Annotated in this window: 19 protein-coding genes and 1 pseudogene; 6 read left to right on the top strand and 14 right to left on the bottom strand. The window is 50.4% G+C overall.

The features are described 5' to 3' along the window. Positions 1–123 precede the first annotated feature (123 nt). The gene (locus ACM1PF_RS07865; RefSeq protein ID WP_416673842.1) at positions 124–993 is read left to right on the top strand and encodes an alpha/beta fold hydrolase; all 870 of its coding nucleotides are present in this window, start codon (positions 124–126) and stop codon (positions 991–993) included. A 119-nt stretch (positions 994–1,112) separates the two neighbouring features. Here the strand turns inward: ACM1PF_RS07865 and ACM1PF_RS07860 are convergent, their stop codons facing one another. From ACM1PF_RS07860 to ACM1PF_RS07830, 7 genes are all read right to left on the bottom strand, one after another. Further along, entirely contained in the window at positions 1,113–1,397 is a 285-nt protein-coding gene (locus tag ACM1PF_RS07860; RefSeq protein ID WP_416673841.1) for a DUF1816 domain-containing protein, read from the bottom strand. An 83-nt stretch (positions 1,398–1,480) separates the two neighbouring features. Further along, the gene (gene rlmB / locus ACM1PF_RS07855; RefSeq protein WP_416676593.1) at positions 1,481–2,437 is read right to left on the bottom strand and encodes a 23S rRNA (guanosine(2251)-2'-O)-methyltransferase RlmB; all 957 of its coding nucleotides are present in this window, start codon (positions 2,435–2,437) and stop codon (positions 1,481–1,483) included. Positions 2,438–3,199: 762 nt separating this feature from the next. Further along, complete coding sequence (locus ACM1PF_RS07850; RefSeq protein WP_416676592.1) at positions 3,200–3,631, bottom strand: Mini-ribonuclease 3; 432 nt, start codon at positions 3,629–3,631, stop codon at positions 3,200–3,202. A 216-nt stretch (positions 3,632–3,847) separates the two neighbouring features. Next, the gene (locus ACM1PF_RS07845; protein ID WP_416676591.1) at positions 3,848–4,216 is read right to left on the bottom strand and encodes an STAS domain-containing protein; all 369 of its coding nucleotides are present in this window, start codon (positions 4,214–4,216) and stop codon (positions 3,848–3,850) included. A 151-nt stretch (positions 4,217–4,367) separates the two neighbouring features. Further along, a complete protein-coding gene (gene purE, locus ACM1PF_RS07840) occupies positions 4,368–4,883 on the bottom strand; it encodes a 5-(carboxyamino)imidazole ribonucleotide mutase (RefSeq protein WP_416673840.1) in 516 nt (171 codons plus the stop codon). 55 nt (positions 4,884–4,938) lie between these two features. Then, positions 4,939–5,916: a S1 family peptidase gene (locus tag ACM1PF_RS07835; RefSeq protein ID WP_416673838.1), complete on the bottom strand. Its 978-nt coding sequence runs from the start codon at positions 5,914–5,916 to the stop codon at positions 4,939–4,941. Positions 5,917–6,290: 374 nt separating this feature from the next. Next, positions 6,291–7,346 carry an ABC transporter substrate-binding protein gene (locus tag ACM1PF_RS07830; RefSeq protein WP_416673836.1) on the bottom strand — a complete coding sequence of 352 codons (1,056 nt, stop codon included), beginning with the start codon at positions 7,344–7,346 and terminating at the stop codon, positions 6,291–6,293. A 339-nt stretch (positions 7,347–7,685) separates the two neighbouring features. Here ACM1PF_RS07830 and ACM1PF_RS07825 point away from each other — a divergent pair, with 339 nt between their 5' ends. Next, positions 7,686–8,660 carry an RsmB/NOP family class I SAM-dependent RNA methyltransferase gene (locus ACM1PF_RS07825; RefSeq protein ID WP_416673834.1) on the top strand — a complete coding sequence of 325 codons (975 nt, stop codon included), beginning with the start codon at positions 7,686–7,688 and terminating at the stop codon, positions 8,658–8,660. Positions 8,661–8,723: 63 nt separating this feature from the next. On the opposite strand, the gene ACM1PF_RS07820 is transcribed toward ACM1PF_RS07825, so the two are convergent. From ACM1PF_RS07820 to ACM1PF_RS07810, 3 genes are all read right to left on the bottom strand, one after another. After that, on the bottom strand, positions 8,724–9,749 hold the full coding sequence (locus ACM1PF_RS07820) for an aspartate carbamoyltransferase catalytic subunit (RefSeq protein ID WP_416673832.1): 1,026 nt from the start codon (positions 9,747–9,749) through the stop codon (positions 8,724–8,726). Positions 9,750–9,865: 116 nt separating this feature from the next. Continuing rightward, entirely contained in the window at positions 9,866–11,233 is a 1,368-nt protein-coding gene (locus tag ACM1PF_RS07815; protein WP_416673831.1) for a cytochrome c biogenesis protein, read from the bottom strand. A 118-nt stretch (positions 11,234–11,351) separates the two neighbouring features. After that, positions 11,352–12,095, bottom strand: coding sequence for a cytochrome c biogenesis protein CcdA (locus ACM1PF_RS07810; RefSeq protein ID WP_416673830.1), 744 nt, complete (start codon positions 12,093–12,095; stop codon positions 11,352–11,354). 68 nt (positions 12,096–12,163) lie between these two features. Here ACM1PF_RS07810 and ACM1PF_RS07805 point away from each other — a divergent pair. Next, positions 12,164–12,280 (top strand): annotated as a pseudogene (locus tag ACM1PF_RS07805) (type II toxin-antitoxin system HicB family antitoxin); the annotation flags it as partial. Between the two features lie 416 nt (positions 12,281–12,696). Further along, positions 12,697–12,945, top strand: coding sequence for a hypothetical protein (locus ACM1PF_RS07800; RefSeq protein ID WP_416673828.1), 249 nt, complete (start codon positions 12,697–12,699; stop codon positions 12,943–12,945). Positions 12,946–13,031: 86 nt separating this feature from the next. Here the strand turns inward: ACM1PF_RS07800 and ACM1PF_RS07795 are convergent, their stop codons facing one another. Next, positions 13,032–13,163 carry a hypothetical protein gene (locus tag ACM1PF_RS07795; RefSeq protein WP_416673826.1) on the bottom strand — a complete coding sequence of 44 codons (132 nt, stop codon included), beginning with the start codon at positions 13,161–13,163 and terminating at the stop codon, positions 13,032–13,034. Between the two features lie 443 nt (positions 13,164–13,606). On the opposite strand from ACM1PF_RS07795, the gene ACM1PF_RS07790 reads away from it, so the two are divergent. Next, positions 13,607–13,822, top strand: a complete 216-nt coding sequence (locus ACM1PF_RS07790) for a hypothetical protein (RefSeq protein ID WP_416673824.1) — start codon at positions 13,607–13,609, stop codon at positions 13,820–13,822. A gap of 29 nt (positions 13,823–13,851) precedes the next feature. Here the strand turns inward: ACM1PF_RS07790 and ACM1PF_RS07785 are convergent, their stop codons facing one another. Then, positions 13,852–15,114: a transposase gene (locus tag ACM1PF_RS07785; RefSeq protein ID WP_416673821.1), complete on the bottom strand. Its 1,263-nt coding sequence runs from the start codon at positions 15,112–15,114 to the stop codon at positions 13,852–13,854. A gap of 146 nt (positions 15,115–15,260) precedes the next feature. Here ACM1PF_RS07785 and ACM1PF_RS07780 point away from each other — a divergent pair, with 146 nt between their 5' ends. Continuing rightward, complete coding sequence (locus tag ACM1PF_RS07780) at positions 15,261–15,734, top strand: type II toxin-antitoxin system VapC family toxin (protein WP_416673819.1); 474 nt, start codon at positions 15,261–15,263, stop codon at positions 15,732–15,734. A 162-nt stretch (positions 15,735–15,896) separates the two neighbouring features. Here ACM1PF_RS07780 and ACM1PF_RS07775 read toward each other — a convergent pair whose 3' ends face one another. Then, positions 15,897–16,211, bottom strand: coding sequence for a helix-turn-helix domain-containing protein (locus tag ACM1PF_RS07775; RefSeq protein ID WP_416673817.1), 315 nt, complete (start codon positions 16,209–16,211; stop codon positions 15,897–15,899). Positions 16,212–16,215: 4 nt separating this feature from the next. Beyond that, positions 16,216–16,557: a type II toxin-antitoxin system RelE/ParE family toxin gene (locus ACM1PF_RS07770; RefSeq protein ID WP_416673815.1), complete on the bottom strand. Its 342-nt coding sequence runs from the start codon at positions 16,555–16,557 to the stop codon at positions 16,216–16,218. Between the last annotated feature and the right edge of the window lie 316 nt (positions 16,558–16,873).

Below are 16,873 nucleotides of genomic sequence, written 5' to 3'. Positions count from 1 at the left end.
TGTATCGCTAATCCTGAGCTAAATGCAGACCTTTCCCAGGTTTAGTGTAGCCTGTAAACGATAAGCTGCTTTGCGTTCCTCCTGGCTCACCCCACTCCTTCGCCCCTGGATGATGATTGGATTATGACTTCCCAACCCCTCTCTTCCGCTGATCCATCTTCCTCAAATATTGCGCCGATCGCCCTTCATACCTATGTTCAGGGGCAGGGCTACCCAATTCTGTGTCTGCATGGGCATCCGGGTTCAGGGCAGTGTATGTCCGTCTTTACCAACCATTTGTCCACCCAATTTCAGACGATCGCTCCTGATTTACGCGGCTATGGCCAGAGCCGAACCCAGGTAGCGTTTGATATGGCGGCGCATCTGGCGGATCTGGATGCATTGATTGATCGACTGCATCTTGAACAATTTCTGTTGTTGGGATGGTCGCTAGGTGGAATTCTGGCGATGGAATTAGCCCTGCGACGGCCAGAACGGGTAAAAGGTCTAATTTTAGTAGCTACAGCAGCCCGACCTCGTGGCAGCCACCCCGCCATCTCCTGGGAGGATAATTTGTATACGGGAATTGCATCACTATTAAATAAGCTCAGTCCGGGCTGGCAGTGGAATATTGACACCTTCGGCAAACGATCGCTCTATCGCTACCTGATCCAGCAACACACGCCTGCCACCTATCAATACTTGGCCGATCAGGCTTTGACCGCTTACCTGCAAACCTCTGCATTGGCCAATCGGGTCCTGCAACAGAGCTTGCGATCGGGCTACAACCGAGTTCCCAACCTGGCTCAAATTCGATGCCCGTCCCTGGTGCTCGCTGGGGCAGAAGATCGGCACATTACCGCAGCCTCTAGCCTGGAAACGGCCCAACATTTGCCAGAATCCCAGTGGCATTGCTACCCGAATGTCGCGCACTTATTTCCCTGGGAGATTCCCACCCAGGTTCTCACTGATATTGATTGTTGGCTAGAGCAATGGATGCGATCGATTCCCTGAATCCGGTATCTCATAGTCCGGTATCTCATAAGTAAAACCTGACCGGATGGATGCTGAACCAGAGAACCGCATCCCGTAAGGCGGGCAGATCCCACCCTACAAGCTGCTAGGTTATTTCTCTAAAGCTGACTACTCAAAATCGGGGAAACTCCCCTTGCTGACTTGACATCATCCGCCGTTTCTTCGATCGTCAATTCCTTCGGCTTGCACCGTTTGACCTCTACCCGAATGCCCTTCGCCCCTTCCTGTTCTAAATCTTCAATGTATCCAGATTGGGTCGCTTGAGCTTCCTTCGCAGTAAGAAACGGACCAAAGTAGTAGGTACACCGGGGTGATTCCGTTGCTACTTCAACCCACCATGCCAGCCCAAAAAATTCAAGAATCCGAATCCAAAGTTCCTTCATAAGCTCCTACCGATGTTAAACGTCAGTGGACGCACAAATATGGCCTTACAGGGCGGGTACAAGGGTTGCGTCGTAAAGTTTTATCACACTTTGTTTATACTGTGTTGAACCTGGTTTTGCAAAGCACCTTTCGGTGAATTTTCCAAACGAAGGGTTTGCGATCGGCGTTGGCGAGAAACTTCATAAAGAACCATGCCTGCCGAAACAGAAGCATTCAGGCTTGGGGTTTTACCTTGCATCGGAATTGAAACGAGAACGTCACAACAACGCTGCGTCAGTAAATTAAGCCCTTCCCCTTCAGAACCGACGACCAACACGGCAGAACTGTCGAAATGCACGGTGTCAATGGATTGACTGGCCTCTGCGGCCATGCCATAGATCCAGAAGCCTGCACTCTTCAATTCTTCCAGGGCCCGACTGAGATTGACAACCCTTGCAACTGGAAAACTTTCTAAAGCCCCAGCCGCAACTTTAACGACAGTGGAAGTCACGCCGACAGCCCGCCGCTGCGGGATCAACAGTCCCTGTGCCCCCATGGCCTCTGCCGTACGAATAATCGCACCCAGATTATGGGGATCAGTGATGCCATCAGCCGCAACCAGAACCGGATGTTCACTGGCAGCCTTCGCTTTCTCAATCAGTTCGGCAAGCTCAAGATACTCATAGGGAGCAACCTGAGCGGCAATTCCCTGGTGATTGGCATGATGGGTAATCTGATCCAACCGCCGATAATCAACTTCATCAATTACTGTACCGTCTGCCTTTGCTTGGGACAGAAGGGAGTGAAAGCGAGAATCGTAGCGTAGTTTGGGGAGTACCCAAATCCGGTTCAGATACCGATCGCCTTCTAAAGCTGCCAGGAGACTATGACGACCGTAGATCAAATCAGTGTCTGATTCAGTATCAGGGATGACGTGAGTTTCTGAGGTTTCTGGGGATCGTGGCGTGCGATCGAATTTGCGGCGGTGAGATGATTGATCCCGACCAGATGCCTGATTTCGGATTTTACCCTTCGCTTTCGTAAAGCCTGGAGCGGGGATCGGTTGATCTGGCGAGGGCTTGGCGGATGAGTTAGAAAATTGAGGGAATTGATCGCCAAATTGCTCGGAGGGATCAACCCCTTGATCAGGGGAATCGGATAAAGGATGAGTCGTTGGATGATGGGATGGATGGGTTTGAGAAATGTCAGAATTTCTTAACCTTGGTGGACGAAACTCAGACTGATTCGATCGAGCGGCGTACTGCTGCGCTTTATGTTTAGCCTGCCCTTTGTTGGAAGACCGGCGATAGTTGGACTCAGATCCATCTTGTTTCGGTTTCAACTTCGGGTCAGAGTCAGATGATCCCCTATGTCGTTTCGGTGAACCTTTGAATGCACCCTTTGGTGTGTTCTGCCGCTGGGGACGACCTGATTTAAAATTACGGGGTTTAGCAGCCATGATGTCATTATCCTTGGGCGAAAGGGTAGGGGTGAACGCTCGATCGTGAACCCATCAAGTCAGACCGGAAAGTCCTAACGGGTTTTCTCCAGTCATCATTCTTTGATAGAGAACGCAAATTGCTCTAGATCTCAATTTCCTGCGGTAGAGGCCCTGTCACTGCCAAATCCAACAGACGTAGTTTTTCAGGTTAGATGAATCAGATCATTAAAAGGGTCAGAAAAAAAAGGACAGAAAAGGGTCAGATTATTTAATTCAGGTTCCAAGTCGTTTTAGCGGGAGGTTGCGGCAAGCATTCATCCCTAGCTTAGTTTCGGTTGCAACAGGTTTTTTCTGGTTCATCTCACCCCCACGCCAGTGATATCAGTCTTCAGTTGGATCAATCGGTCGCTTTAAGTTGATTTGTGCCAAAAGCTGAAACAATCGCTGGGGATCGGTGATGTAAAGGTAGCCCAACAAGGTTTCGAGGCTGGTGGCTTGTTGATAGGTTTTCAGCTTGACGCGCTTCGGCTTTTGATTCACCGCATTCCGGCCCTGGCGCAAAATCTGCTGCTCCTGATCCGTCAAGTGTGGCTCAAGCAATTCTAAATACATGGCCTGACTTTCCGCCCGAACACGAGACACAACCTGTAGGTGATAATCCTGCAAACGCTTGGGCGGCACTAGATAGGTCGCTCTAACATACAACTCATAAACAGCATCACCCAGATAAGCCAGGGCTGCCGGAGAAAGCCGTTGTACAAGCGCTTCTGCTTCATCTGGCAAAAAGGGTAGCGGCTGCGATCGCTCAGGCATCATCTGGGCCTGGCCTGTCATTTGCACATTAGCACTATCCACTCCAGGCTCCACAGAAACCAAAGACCCCAATACGGAACTATCTCATCTTAACGAACACACAATGAAATGCTCACTGGAAACGCTCATTTGTGGCGCAAATCTGAGCGATTTTTTGATTGATATCTGAAAAAACTCTAAAACCTGGAAGTAGAGATACCTCCAGGTTCAGATTGGCTAACTTTGCTTGAGTTTGGCAAGTGCATCATCCACCGAAGGCTGAAGGGAAAGAAACTGTTCCAACCGAACCAACTTAACAGTCTGTGTCACTCTGGGATTCGTGACCGTTTGGAATGTACCACCCGCGTTCTGAACCTTCTTGGCAATCTTGACCAACGCACCGATGCCAGAACTGTCCACAAAGTCAATTTGAGAAAGGTCAAGAATGAAGTTTTTGGGACTTTCTTCTGCAAATTTGTCCAATGCCTTGAGAAATGCCTGTTCTGAATATGCATCCAGTAGGCCCGCAAGACGGAAAATTTGGCAGTTGTCCCTCACTTCCCGGTTGCCTTTCAGACTAAGAGTTAAGGTGAGCGTCTCAGGAATAAAACCCTCCTATGGTAGTGCCTTACTAAGTGGACATTTACGTCTTCTTTAATAAATCCGACGATTAAGTATAGGTTAGGATAGCACAGGATGCAACCCTTCGGCTTGAGCATTGGGAGGATATTTTTGACCTTCGTTGGGGAGGGCTAGACTATTGTTGCAGATAATCCTGATACCCCAGTTGGTCAAGCCGCGCTTGCTTTTCCATCACCATGTCTTGAAGACTCTGGCGATACTGCTGCACCTTTTCCAATAGATCAGGCTGGTGACTGGCAAGGATCTGTACGGCTAACAGCCCAGCATTTTTGGCGTTACCGATCGCCACTGTTGCCACTGGAATGCCACCTGGCATTTGCACGATTGAGTAGAGAGAGTCAACGCCTTGTAAATGGCGAGTTGCGACGGGAACACCAATCACGGGGAGGGGGGTCAGGGCAGCCACCATTCCTGGCAGATGAGCGGCTCCCCCTGCCCCAGCAACAATCACCTTCAACCCGCGCAGATGGGCCTTCTGGGCATAGTCCACCATTCGCTCTGGCGTACGATGGGCTGAAACAATGGATACTTCGCAGGCTACACCAAATTCTTCGCAGACTGCGATCGCTGCTTGCATGGTAGGCAGATCAGAGTCGCTGCCCATGATGATGCCGATCAGGGGAGAAGACATAGGAAATCGAGGATTAAGGAGCGTTAGACTACCCCACTAAGCTACCCCACCGACCTTATCGCCAGCGCCGGGGTGGGGGATAGCCACCGTAGGGGGGAGGCGGAAGGGGTCGTCTGGGGGCGGGATACATCGGTGGCATTCCCGGCGGCATTCCCGGTGGCATTGCCCGCTGGTATTGGGGCGGGATGATGTCTGAATCTTCGACGGCATCAGACAGGAAATAGTGAACCTGCTCAATGGGGATGGCAATTTCCCGAATGGTTTCACCCTGATTAATTCCGATCACCACTCCATCGGCTTCGAGGGGGCCACCAGAGTTGCCGTGAGTGATAGTCCCTGGTTGGAGAGCCAGACAGGGCGCAACGGCCAAACACTCTTGAATCTTGCCGAGCAGTGTTGAATCTCGAACGGTGAGGGGCTGATTGTTAGGAAAGCCGATCGCTCGCACTGGAATTTGTCCTTCGGGGGCAGTATCCGCCAGGGCTGCGACGGGAAGCCGGACATCAGGCACGTAAAGCAAGGCCAGATCCATGTCTGGCGATCGTTTCAGGATTTCTGAACTATACCAATCTCCGTCGTTACCCAGGCGGATAGGTGGTTCGTTGCCCGTATTGAGGATGACGTGAAAGTTAGTGACGACAACAGACCCTTCATCAGGGTCAATACCCACAAGCTGCGGATCAATGGAAACCCCAGAGGCGCAGACCTCCATACCATTGGGAAGGGTGCCTTGAACACAGATCGTTGCCTCAGGCACATCAACTGTTTCGAGGGGTTGCGGGGTTTGGGCGCGCGCTTGAGTTTGAGTCTCAGGGGCGGGTGGGCTGTACCATCCAGAGGGTTGCTCTTCTGTTGTTTGAGACGAGCTGGTCTGAGTGGACGGGGTTTCTGCTGGAGGACGCACGATCGCCTGGATAATGGCAAAGGCCCCAAAACCCAGGAGAAATGCGCCTGCCCGATCTAGCAGCCGAGAAGGTTTGGGATCTCTCTGCCAGTAGGGACGTTGCTCGGGACGGTGTGGAGGATGATTCATAAGCGACTCTCTCTGGCTAAATGAAGTGACGCTACGGAAATTCAGCGTGCAGGCAGATGCAAGTCTATAGCACAAAAACGCTGGGAATGCTGCAAATACAATGAATATATAAACGGAATTCGATTAAGGATTGTGCTAATCATTAAACTAGCGTATTTTACCTATGAATACTTTAGTCATAAATCCGCGATCGCACAACCTATCAGCAATCGGTCCTGGTTTATCAATAGAAAAGTAGAGATTTGATGCGGCACGCCAGAGGATTGAAGCATGGAGCAATGGGTAATCAAAATGGTATATAAGCCTGATCGATCGGGTGAGTATCCTACTCCTGATCAGGGTTGCACCCACCCGAAAACGATAAATGGCTACCCCTAACTCCGAATTTCGTTCCAGAGCTGCACCCACTGGTCGTAATTTTTAACACTCTGCCACATATTGATTTGGGAGTGCAAAGACAGGTCATCCATAAATAATTCGTGGGCCCGTTCCTTGCCGATCGCCTCAACCCCTAACTCCGTCGCGCCGGAGTATCCGGTCACATCCATTACGCCTTTCTGTCCATCACCGCTGAGGATAAAGTCAATCCACTGGTAGGCTGCATCGGCGTTGGGCGATCGTTTGGAGATCATCCAGGAATCTGTCCAGCCTGTGAGTTTTCCCTGAGGACTGACCGAGCCAGTTGGGAAATTCGCTTCACTCAACTGTTTGTAGGTCAGGGGCCAGGCGTGGGCCATCACCACTTCACCCGACTGGAACAGGTTTGCCAGCTCGCCTGCGGTCGTCCAGAATTTACGAATGCTGGGGCGAAGTGCCAACAATTTGTCTTTGATTTCAGCCAGGTCGGCTTCTGTCAGCTCATAGGGATCGGGTTTGCCTAACCAGAGAGCCACATCGGCGATCGTCATCGGGTTGTCGGGAATGGAGATCTTCCCTGCATAGGCTGGATCAAACAATACATCCCAGGATTGTGGTGCGGGTCGAACTTGTTTGCTGTTGTATACCAGAACATTGGGCCCCCAGGCAAAGGTAACCCCGTAGGGCTTGCCGTCAAAGGTGTTCCATTTCCCGCCCTGGAACGGTTCAAAAATAGTGCTATAGTTCGTTAATTTGCTGGTGTCGATCGGTCGAACTAAGCCTGCTTTATAAAGGCGTTCGGTAATGTCGCCCGAAGCAGAAATGATGTCGTAAGTGCGTCCACCTCCCGTACGGAATTTAGCGAACATTTCATCGCTGGAACCGGCATAAGTGGCTTTCACCGTGCAGCCTGTTTGAGCGGTAAATTCATCGACAAAAGATGGATCCGTATAGCCCTCCCAGACGATCGCTGTGAGGGTACAATCCGCTGCCTGAGCGGAGGGAGCAGCCCAGAAAATAGAAGTCAAGCTCAGGAAGCTGATTAAAACTGTAGTGAGAATGCGATGCAGCATAGAATTTCCTTGTGCAAATGATCTAAGTCTTGAGGATGCAGTAGGTGATTGGTTGTGTTCAGGGACACAGATGCGGCGGAGATTATTAGGATAACTATCTGGCGTTTGAGCAGTTGGTTATCCTGGATCTACCTGTCAGTTTAAGTCTATTTGTCGGTTCAAAATGATGGGGTTGGTTAAATTGCTCCATTGGGCAGTCTCAGGTACGCTAAAGCATGGGAGCGGGTGTATCCCACTTTTGCATGGGTGTGATGGATACTTCACTGGCAGGCAAGATGCCTGCGCTACGGAAATTGTCAAAGGAATGTCAAAGGTTCAATTCGATCGGAGCATCGCTGGGTGGGTAACGTTTCCAATTTGTTAGTCAAGTTCAGTCAACGGTTGTTTGAAGCATCTGACCAACAGCAGCAATTTATTACAGCCCTGACACACCCTCAACCCTTTAGTCCCTGCATTCTCTGGTGTCAGCCCAAACCGGCTGAAATGCCCTTCACCCTGGAACCTCCGGTGTCGTGGCAACCCGAATTTGTCGATCGCCTCGTTCCTGCCGCAAAACCCTCTGACAGACCAGGACAGCACCCACTCCACGACCAGGGCTATTTTTACTGTCTGGACTTTTCTTCGGTGTTTGCAGCTTCGGTGTTGCTGGCAATCAAGTCTCCAGTGAATTTGATTGTTGATATGTGTGCCTCTCCGGGGGGGAAAAGCCTGTTTGCCTGGGTTGCGCTTCGGCCCAAGTTGCTCATGAGTAATGAAGTAATTGGAAAACGGATTGGGGCCCTGGTGTCCAACTTCAAGCGGTGCCGGGTAAAGGATGCGATCGTCCTCAGTCGGGATTCTGGCGTGCTGGCAACGGAACTGGCCCAAACGGCGGATGTGGTACTGGTGGATGCCCCCTGTACAGGTCAGTCCCTTTTGGCGAAAGGCGGCAAAGCGCCAGGCTGTTTCCATCCTGTCACCATCAACAAAAACGCCAATCGCCAAAAGCGCATTATTGCCAATTCTGCCCAACTGGTGGCTCCGCAGGGCTATCTTGCTTACATGACCTGTGCTTACTCCCCTGAAGAAAACGAGCAGGTGAGTGAATGGTTTCTCGATCGCTTTCCCCACTTCCAACCTGTCCCTGTCCCTCATTTAGAACCCTATCGATCGCACTTAACCGATTTGCCCTGCTACCGTATGTTTCCCCAGGAGCGGTTGGGGTCTGGCGCGTTTACGGTGCTGTTTCAGAATACAGATCGGGATACGGAAGGGGCGCGATCGAACCCAATTCCGGCTGAGATTTTCCACCATCCCAAGTTTGTTACTTTTTAGGCTGGGCGACTTTTGGGCTGGGCGACTTTTGGGTTAGGATGCCATTTTATGCAGCTCCCTTTTCTAGCCGTTCTTACCGCTGCCCATCAGGTACAGCAACGCCATTCTGACCGCTACCCCACTGGTGACCTGCTGCGAAATCAAACTCAGCTTTGGATCATCCATTAGCTCTGAACTGATTTCCACACCGCGATTCACTGGGCCCGGATGCAGAATTTTTACATCAGGTTGACAGAGTCCTAACCGCTCTCTGGTGATGCCGTACCGCTGATGGTATTCCCGCAGGCTGGGGAGTAAATGCTGCGTCATCCGTTCCTTTTGTAGGCGTAGCGTCATGACAAAATCGGCATTTCTCAGGGCCGGTTCGAGATCCCAGTGGAGGAAGAGTTTGCGGGGGAGGGGAAAGGGGGATGCGGAACGATGAGTGGGGTCTGGGTTAACGAAGTCGGCAAACAGCTTGGGGAGAAGGGTGGGAGGCGCGGCCAGGTGAACTTCTGCTCCGCTCGCGGTGAAACTCCAGATGTTAGAACGAGCTACTCTGGAATGGAGAATATCCCCGACGATCGCAATTTTTTTGTCTTTGAGCAGGGACAACCTGGGATTGTCGGGATCGATCAATGTGCAAACAGTGAATAAGTCCAGCAGCGCCTGGGAGGGGTGTTCATGGAGTCCATCTCCTGCATTGAAAACTCCTACCCGCGTCTCTAACCGATCCATTTCATCGGCGATCATGAGGGGAACGCCCGCTTCCCGATGCCGAATCACCATAATGTCGGTTCCCATCGCCAGATAGGTTTTCGCTGTGTCCAGGATGGTTTCACCTTTGGTGAGGGAGGAGGTGCCTGGGGCGAAGTTGAGGGTATCCGCAGAAAGCCGTTTGGCGGCTAATTCAAAGCTGCTGCGGGTGCGAGTGGAGGGTTCAAAGAACAAATTGGCAACCACTTGCCCTTGGAGTGCCGGAACTTTCTTGGTACGACGCGACAGGACTTCTCGGAAACTAGCAGCAGTATGCAAAACCGTATCATATTCGTCTGGCTGAAAATCCGCTAACGAAATGACATGACGACGATTCCAGGTTGTAGTGACCATAGGGAGGGTAATGGATGGCAGATAAACCCGTCACGAACGAGTTTTCTGGTTTCAGAGCAATCATACAGACAGATCACCTCTATGATGAACCGATCGGGACAATCTGAAAAACGAATTCAAGTTTCTTTGGGTTGCACCTGATCTAAAATCTCTACCATTTCCCGCTCAAACGCCACCTGGGCCCGATTGGTTCTGCCCCCCACGTAGAGCGATCCATCCTCCAATTGCAACGCCCAAATTTGTGAGTGAGAAACATAGCTCATCATCACACTCAGCATCAATAGCCCAAACCCAGCATAGACAAACGGAATGCCTGGATCCGCTTTAATTTGCAAACCTGTACTGCCGATGACTTCAGCTACTGCCAGGGTGACTCCATTCACCTCCGTAGACATTCCTTCCCGCACCGTTCCCACCAACTGTCCATCCATGCCGTACACCAGCAGCATTCCCTGAAGGTCTTTCGCCACCACTGACACCCCTGCGCTCATATCTGGCTTAGTGGGAATCCAGGTGCCCCACACGCGACCCTGCCCACCCGTATCCAGTTGGGCCATCGGTAACTGCAAGAAAGGACTGTTGTTAATCCGCACCCGAATCGCGGCAATTGCCCAGTCTGCCTGGTACAGGGTCACTCCCTGATGGCGTAAGGGTTTGTTCACATGAATCGTCTGGCGATCGACTTCCTGCCCTGATTGATCCAGTACCGACAAATCCGAATAAAACTGATCGATCGTGCCATCGGGGGTGTAATCAATCCAGAAGCGATTCACCTTCACCGACCAGTCCTTGGGGATTTGCGGCTCTGCCCACGGCCCTGCATCAAAGATATTGCGAATCTGAAACGTTTCTCCACTGGGAACCATTTCCTGAGCAAAAAAGCCCGTCATAGCTCCATAAATCGATCCCGCCAGGATCAGCAGCATACTGGCATGGACAATAATTGGCCCGATGCGTCCAGCAATCCCTTTGCGAGCGTAGAGCTTATTCCCATCTTGAAAAATTCGATACCGCTTTTGAGCCAGCAGCGTGGGCAGGCTCTCCAGGGATCCCCTTTCCACTTCCGCACTCAGAGCCAGCTTCTGAAACTGACGCGGTTGTTCATAAAACTTCCACTTTCGCGCCGCCTTCAGGGCCGGAAATTGCCGCGTAAAGGTACAAGCCGTCAGGCTAGAACCAAACAGAATTAGCAGGGCCAAAAACCACCAGGTTCGGTAAACGTGATCCAATCCCAGGGTAAGAATCACTTTCCAGGACAAAAAACCAAATAATGCTGGATCTTCCGGGTAGTTTGCCTGATAGAAAGATAAAGTTTCCCCCTGCTCGAGCACGGTGCCAGAGACGCTGAACAGGGCGATCGTCAATAACAGCACGATGGCCAGCCGCAGATCAGCCAGGAGGGGAATCAACTCTTTGCGAAAGTAATCACTAATAATTTTGCGGATATTAATAAATTTTGAATCAGAAGGGTTTTGAGAAGTCATGGAGTGGGGAGTGGGGTAGGGGCGAATTGGGTTCGCCCGGACAAGGAATGGGGCAGGGGCGAATTGGGTTCGTCCTTGAGTGGGGCAGGGGCGAATTGGGTTCGCCTTTCTCTGATCCCTAAACCTGCCCAGACGGCATCAGTCGAAACAATAGTGAAAAGACCCCAAACCCAACGAGCAACGCTCCACTGGTAGGGGTAATCCAGCCCGACCAACGGCGCAATTCCAGAATTTTTTTGATGGAGGCAGTAAAGGTTCCCGCCAGGATCAGGGGAGCAACATAGCCAGCAGTGTAGGAGAGCAGCAAAATTCCGCCCAGGATCGGATCTTGGGTGGTGGATACCCAAGCGAGGAGGGTGGCTAAGACAGGGGTGCTGCAAGGAGAGGCGACCAGTCCGAAGGTCAGCCCAATCAGGTACGATCGCACACCTTCGGGTAAGTCCTTCGAGATCCAGTCCATGCCGCCCCAATTGGGTAAGCGCAGGGGCAATGCTTCCAGCAGGTTCAGCCCCATCAAAATGGCGATAATACTGACGACGATCGGTAAGCCAATCCCGACCTGCCCATAGATTCTGCCTGCCACGGCTGCCACAATGCCCAAAACAGCCAGTGTCGTCGCTAGTCCCAAAGCAAACCAGGTGGACTGTGCCGCCGCCTGCACCCGGCTTTTCGCTTCATAGCCGCCGATATAACCGATCGTAATGGGCAACATCGACAGCATACAGGGAGTCAGACTGGTTAATAACCCTGCTAAAAAGATGATTCCCACACTCACAACGGATAGGTGAGTCAATTGAGCTGAGACCAGGTCGTCCGCGAAATGCTCTAAATAATATAACTCGGTTTGCAAGCTATCTAACATGCTCTGATGATGGGGTGCGATCGGGCATTTACTATTTTACCGAGTGGCAGGACTGAGCAAGGAGGAGGATGACTGGGGAGATTGGGGAGATTGTTGAACGACACTGTTTTGTAATGCTCGATCGGGATGAAGATGGGATGTGGATCGTAGAGTATCCCAGGGTTCCAGGTTGTGTCAGTCAAGGTTAGACCCGCGAAGAAGCATTGGAAAATATTAAAAATGCATTAAAACTGCGATCGCGGCTTGTTGACAAGTTTGTGCCGAGCGTGGCTTACCCCTCTGACGATGCAGCAAAACTCGATCGAACTGTAACATTTTTGACTTGATTTGCTCGATCGATTAATGCTACTCTCTTCAGCTATGGCTGTCTTTTGGGTTGCACAAACCTGGGGGATAGCTGGACGACCTGGAGACGAATTCTCTAACGGAGGTCAAGCGTCCGCAGCCAAGCAAAACGCTTAACCTCCTGACCCAGACTACTGAGGCTAGTCCAGGCTAGGGTGTATGATAACACCCGATGCCTTCCGCTTGCCCTGTCTGACATTGAGGGCTAGTCTCTGGGGTTTCTTCAAACCCTGGAAAATAAGGAGATTCATGAACTATGGCTGACAAACTATTCGGTCTGCCTCCCGCAGGCGATCGACGGATTTCCTCTGCCCGGCGATCGGTAAAAATCCTGATAATCGGTCAACCCGATGATGTGGAAATCACGATCGCTCGTCTGTATCAATGCGATTTTTGCCGAGTCGAAGACTGGTCAAAACCCCTCCCCTTCTCACAAATCCAGCAAGCCACCACCAAAGAACCGGGTGAAATTATGCGGATCTATGTGCGATCGATGACGCTCTAAGTCAGACGTTGGGGGTACACAATAGATGTAAGGGCGCACTGCTGTGCGCCCTTACCATTTTGAGGTGGGCATCTTGCCTGCTCTGTCTATGAAGTAGGCGATCGCACAGGCGATTGAATCCACGATCGTACATCGGTTTCTTTAGGGCGATCGGCGGAGTGCTTGAGACGAATGGCATTTCGCACCTGATTTAGCAACTTTTTAGAAGGTAGTTGCATAGAGAAAAGTAGATGCACTGTGCACCCAATAGTGCACCTTATCTATGCAAGGAATAGGAATCTGAAATTATGCGGAAAGATTCTGGCTAATCAGGTCAAACGGAGTATTATGCGGAAATAATCGGCATAAGTAGTAATTTGGGATCTTATGCGGAATCGTTCTGCCTATCCACCTAATTTGGGATCTTAGGCAGAAATAATCTGGATATGCAGCAAATTTTGGGTGTTATACCGAATCATTCTGCCTATCTACCCTAAATCGGGATCTTAGACAGAAAAATTCAGCCTATTAATAGTTATGCCGCTTAGTCCTTGGTTGAGACAGTAACCCGAAGCCCATCTTCTCATGTTGGATATTTTGTGTCTGTCGAATGTTGAGTAAAATCGAGAGGATAGGGGACGTGAACTCGATTTTCATTAGTACTCAGCAAGGAGGGATGGAAATGACGACTAATGCTTCGTTGGAGGAACGCCTTGCAGCAGTAGAAGCTGCGATCGCCCAATTACAGCAGCAAATTGTAATTTCTCAGCCGATAAACTGGCTGCAACAAATTACAGGATCATTCAAAGATGAGCCTGCCTTTGAGGAAGTACTTGCTTATGGGCGAGCAATTCGCCAGGGAGATGAGTCTTTGCTCGAAGCACAAGATGAGCCATGAAGTATTTGTTAGCAATAGTCCGGACAGAATTAAGCGGCTATGATGCCGTGAGAACGAAGGTTCTGGTAGTTGGGATGGGATTTAATCGAAGTTGGGTCTAACTCTAACTGGCGAATAAAGCATTCGAGCAGATGGTCATTGAAGGCCATGCGTTTATAACTGGCCATCGAAAAGGGAACAGGGTCAGCATTGTCTTGGGGATGACGGGTTTGGGCATCATATTTAGCGAGATTGAGCGCGCTTAGACTGGCATTAAAGTGGAAGTCAAGCCGTTTGGGGTGACGGGTTTGGGCGGCACTGAGGCCAGTAAATTGCTTGGCATCTCTAAAAATAAATTCAATTTGAAACCTGGCTTTGTAATAGGTAAAGATTTGTTTGGCATGGAGGTTGGTATCGGTGGAGAAGAGCAGCACCATCCCTGTTTTAGACGCCTTGCGAGTATCGACGAGGAGGGCTAAGCGCAGGGTGCGCTTGAGGGAAACGTGCCAGACCAGGGCTGTGTAGAGGCTCAACTGGGGTTCAATATCTTCAACCCAGGTGAAGCGCGAGATGTCATTGAGGGTCACTTTGCCATCATATTTGCGAGGGCACCCTCGTTTTTTTTGGGGACCGGTGTACAGGTAACGGAGATCGGCATCCAAACGCAGTTTGCCAATCCACTCCAAGTCGAGGGCGACGACCCCATCGATGAACTTCTGCTTGCTATAAAACCCATCCCCCACCAAGTAGCGCAGACCTTCAGGGAAATAAGGACGTGTTGCCCCCAAATGGTGCAAATAGTGGTCGATGCGAGTGAGTTTGGGGGAAGGGGATGGCAATGGGGTCGAACCATCCGCAGGTTGACCCTTGTCGGGAAGTTGTTGGAGATAGGCTTGGGCGTGTTGAATGGCTTCGGTTGTAACCCGTTGTTGAGTTCTTCCTGGCGTGGTTTTGCGCGTTCCCTTGCGGCGTGAGGTCACCGGAGAGGGTGGTGTCTGCTGTACCGACAAGGTATAGCCCTGGTGAGCCGCCACATCAACCACCGCTATCACCGAAATCTCTAAACCCTTCTCGCTGCGATTGGCACTGCCGTTGTAGAACCAATCCACGCCATAGGTTGCTTTGCCACTTTTGGCAATAAACGAGCAGTCTATCGCCCCAATCGCCTCTTCTGGTTTCGCAATGGCGGCTGCAATGGTGTGTTGATTCAATTGGACGAAGGCAAAGTCCTGCTCAAACTGCCGCCGGTAAGTTCGCTCTGACAGTGGGCTATAACGGCTCAGATTGGTAAAGTTGACCCGGCCACACAACAACAGGATGGTAGAGAACAGGGTTATCAGAAACTGTCGTTGGGGTTTGCTAAATGCCCCATTTGCGCAAATAGGGCTTGTAGAATATCCATATCGCCACCTCTCCGGTGCTGTTGTTCATATATGCACCTTAAAAAGGAGGGTGGCTTTTGTCTACCTCCCTATTTTTCTCCCTAAAAACTGTCCGGACTATTGTGTTAGATACTGACCATTTGAGCATTCTGCAACGCCAGGTAGGGGAGGATTACAGAAATCTTACGAAGAGGATGGCACAGCACTCAGTATCAGACTTTGCGATATCTGTTGTGACGTTCCATGAGCAAATGCTTGGAAGCCATGCTTATATCAATCGTTCTCGTAGTCTGGATCAGGTCGTGAAGGGATACGAGATCATGGCAAGAATTGTAAGCGATTTCAAAGTACTACCCGTTGCTTCCTTTGATGCAAGTGCAGCTACAGCATACGCCGAATTAGAATCTCAACGAATTCAATTAGCCAAAATGGATGCACGAATTGCTGCAATTGCTTTATCTCGTAACTTAATTTTGTTGACTCGTAATCATCGGGATTTTAGTAAAGTAGCAGGGTTAGTGCTTGAAGATTGGACAGTTAGCTATTCATAGAGACAACAGTTATTGATCACGGCATAACAATTCCAATGCAGCGGGCAGAGTGAAATGCTGTCTGCTTCGTTGTCAGTTCTCTGCTGCCGCTGATTTGAACCGTTGGGCTGCTTCAGTCCTCGGTTGGGACAGTACAGCAGGGTTATTTGTGGGAGATTGAATTCAGCCTACTTGTGCAATCACTTGACCAATTTCTTGAGGGGTTGCACCTGTTGCCAGCATTGCTCGAATCAACAGTTCAATAGAGACTGACGCATCACCATTTTCAGCTTTGGCAACACGGGGTTGGCTGGAGTGTAATTTATCTGCCAGTTCTGTTTGAGTCATTGACTTTTGCCGCCGTTCTTTTAGGTTGCGGCTCAATGCCAGCTTAATTTCGATAAGTGTTGTTTCTTCTGGCGTAAGGTCTAAAAATTCCGAAACCGTTCCAACTTTCCAACCTCTGTTCTCTAGTTTTTTTCTCTTAGCTTCGTCCATATTCCTAATCCTCCTGATCATTGTCATACTTGCTCAAGCGTTTTTGACAGGTATCAATAATGCTGGCGGGTGTCGTTCTTGTTGTTTTGTTAAAGACCTCAAGAATGAGAATTGCATCGTCATCAATGCGGTAAATGATTCTCCAGTTCTTACTTGCATCTCGAACCCGCAGTTCATGGCAGTGCGCCCCAATACTGGGCATTGGTCTTGAGTGGGGCAATCCTAAACTTTCGCCCTGTTGTAGTCGTCTCAACAAAACACCTGTTTCTATGCGTGCTTCCTGGCTAAAGGGCGGGGTTTTGACTTCACCATGTAACCACACCAATGGTTTATCTGTTTTGTCCATGAGTTGTTTATATCACATCTGATATATTTGTGTTAGTTGGCGCACCCCAACAATTGCGGTGCAGCGGATTAACCGAAGCCGCCTGGGTAAGACGCAAAGATCTTGGCAACTGCGGTGCAGCGGATTAACCGAAGCCGCCTGGGTAAGACGCAAAGATCTTGGCAACCGCTGACCGCAACCGGTTAGCTGGCTCTGCATCGAGTCCTTACACTCCGTTATTGAAAGGATAGCTGTCAACCCAAAAACGCCCAGGAATCGATCGGTTGAATCCGTGTTTTCAGTTCTGTTTGTGATTGCAAAAGTGCCCAGAAGGTTG

Origin of the sequence: Egbenema bharatensis FJBBOT/2019, assembly GCF_048077055.1 — a bacterium.
Taxonomy (GTDB): Bacteria; Cyanobacteriota; Cyanobacteriia; order Elainellales; family Elainellaceae; genus Egbenema; species Egbenema bharatensis.
This window is presented reverse-complemented; position numbering and strand designations above follow the sequence as displayed.

What these genes read in the sequence shown, in the direction of transcription:
- ACM1PF_RS07865 (WP_416673842.1), top strand. Translation starts at nt 124, where the DNA reads ATGACTTCCCAACCCCTCTCTTCCGCTGATCCATCTTCCTCAAATATT.
- ACM1PF_RS07860 (WP_416673841.1), bottom strand. Translation starts at nt 1,397, where the DNA reads ATGAAGGAACTTTGGATTCGGATTCTTGAATTTTTTGGGCTGGCATGG.
- ACM1PF_RS07850 (WP_416676592.1), bottom strand. Translation starts at nt 3,631, where the DNA reads ATGCCTGAGCGATCGCAGCCGCTACCCTTTTTGCCAGATGAAGCAGAA.
- purE (WP_416673840.1), bottom strand. Translation starts at nt 4,883, where the DNA reads ATGTCTTCTCCCCTGATCGGCATCATCATGGGCAGCGACTCTGATCTG.
- ACM1PF_RS07835 (WP_416673838.1), bottom strand. Translation starts at nt 5,916, where the DNA reads ATGAATCATCCTCCACACCGTCCCGAGCAACGTCCCTACTGGCAGAGA.
- ACM1PF_RS07830 (WP_416673836.1), bottom strand. Translation starts at nt 7,346, where the DNA reads ATGCTGCATCGCATTCTCACTACAGTTTTAATCAGCTTCCTGAGCTTG.
- ACM1PF_RS07820 (WP_416673832.1), bottom strand. Translation starts at nt 9,749, where the DNA reads ATGGTCACTACAACCTGGAATCGTCGTCATGTCATTTCGTTAGCGGAT.
- ACM1PF_RS07815 (WP_416673831.1), bottom strand. Translation starts at nt 11,233, where the DNA reads ATGACTTCTCAAAACCCTTCTGATTCAAAATTTATTAATATCCGCAAA.
- ACM1PF_RS07810 (WP_416673830.1), bottom strand. Translation starts at nt 12,095, where the DNA reads ATGTTAGATAGCTTGCAAACCGAGTTATATTATTTAGAGCATTTCGCG.
- ACM1PF_RS07800 (WP_416673828.1), top strand. Translation starts at nt 12,697, where the DNA reads ATGGCTGACAAACTATTCGGTCTGCCTCCCGCAGGCGATCGACGGATT.
- ACM1PF_RS07795 (WP_416673826.1), bottom strand. Translation starts at nt 13,163, where the DNA reads ATGCAACTACCTTCTAAAAAGTTGCTAAATCAGGTGCGAAATGCCATT.
- ACM1PF_RS07790 (WP_416673824.1), top strand. Translation starts at nt 13,607, where the DNA reads ATGACGACTAATGCTTCGTTGGAGGAACGCCTTGCAGCAGTAGAAGCT.
- ACM1PF_RS07775 (WP_416673817.1), bottom strand. Translation starts at nt 16,211, where the DNA reads ATGGACGAAGCTAAGAGAAAAAAACTAGAGAACAGAGGTTGGAAAGTT.
- ACM1PF_RS07770 (WP_416673815.1), bottom strand. Translation starts at nt 16,557, where the DNA reads ATGGACAAAACAGATAAACCATTGGTGTGGTTACATGGTGAAGTCAAA.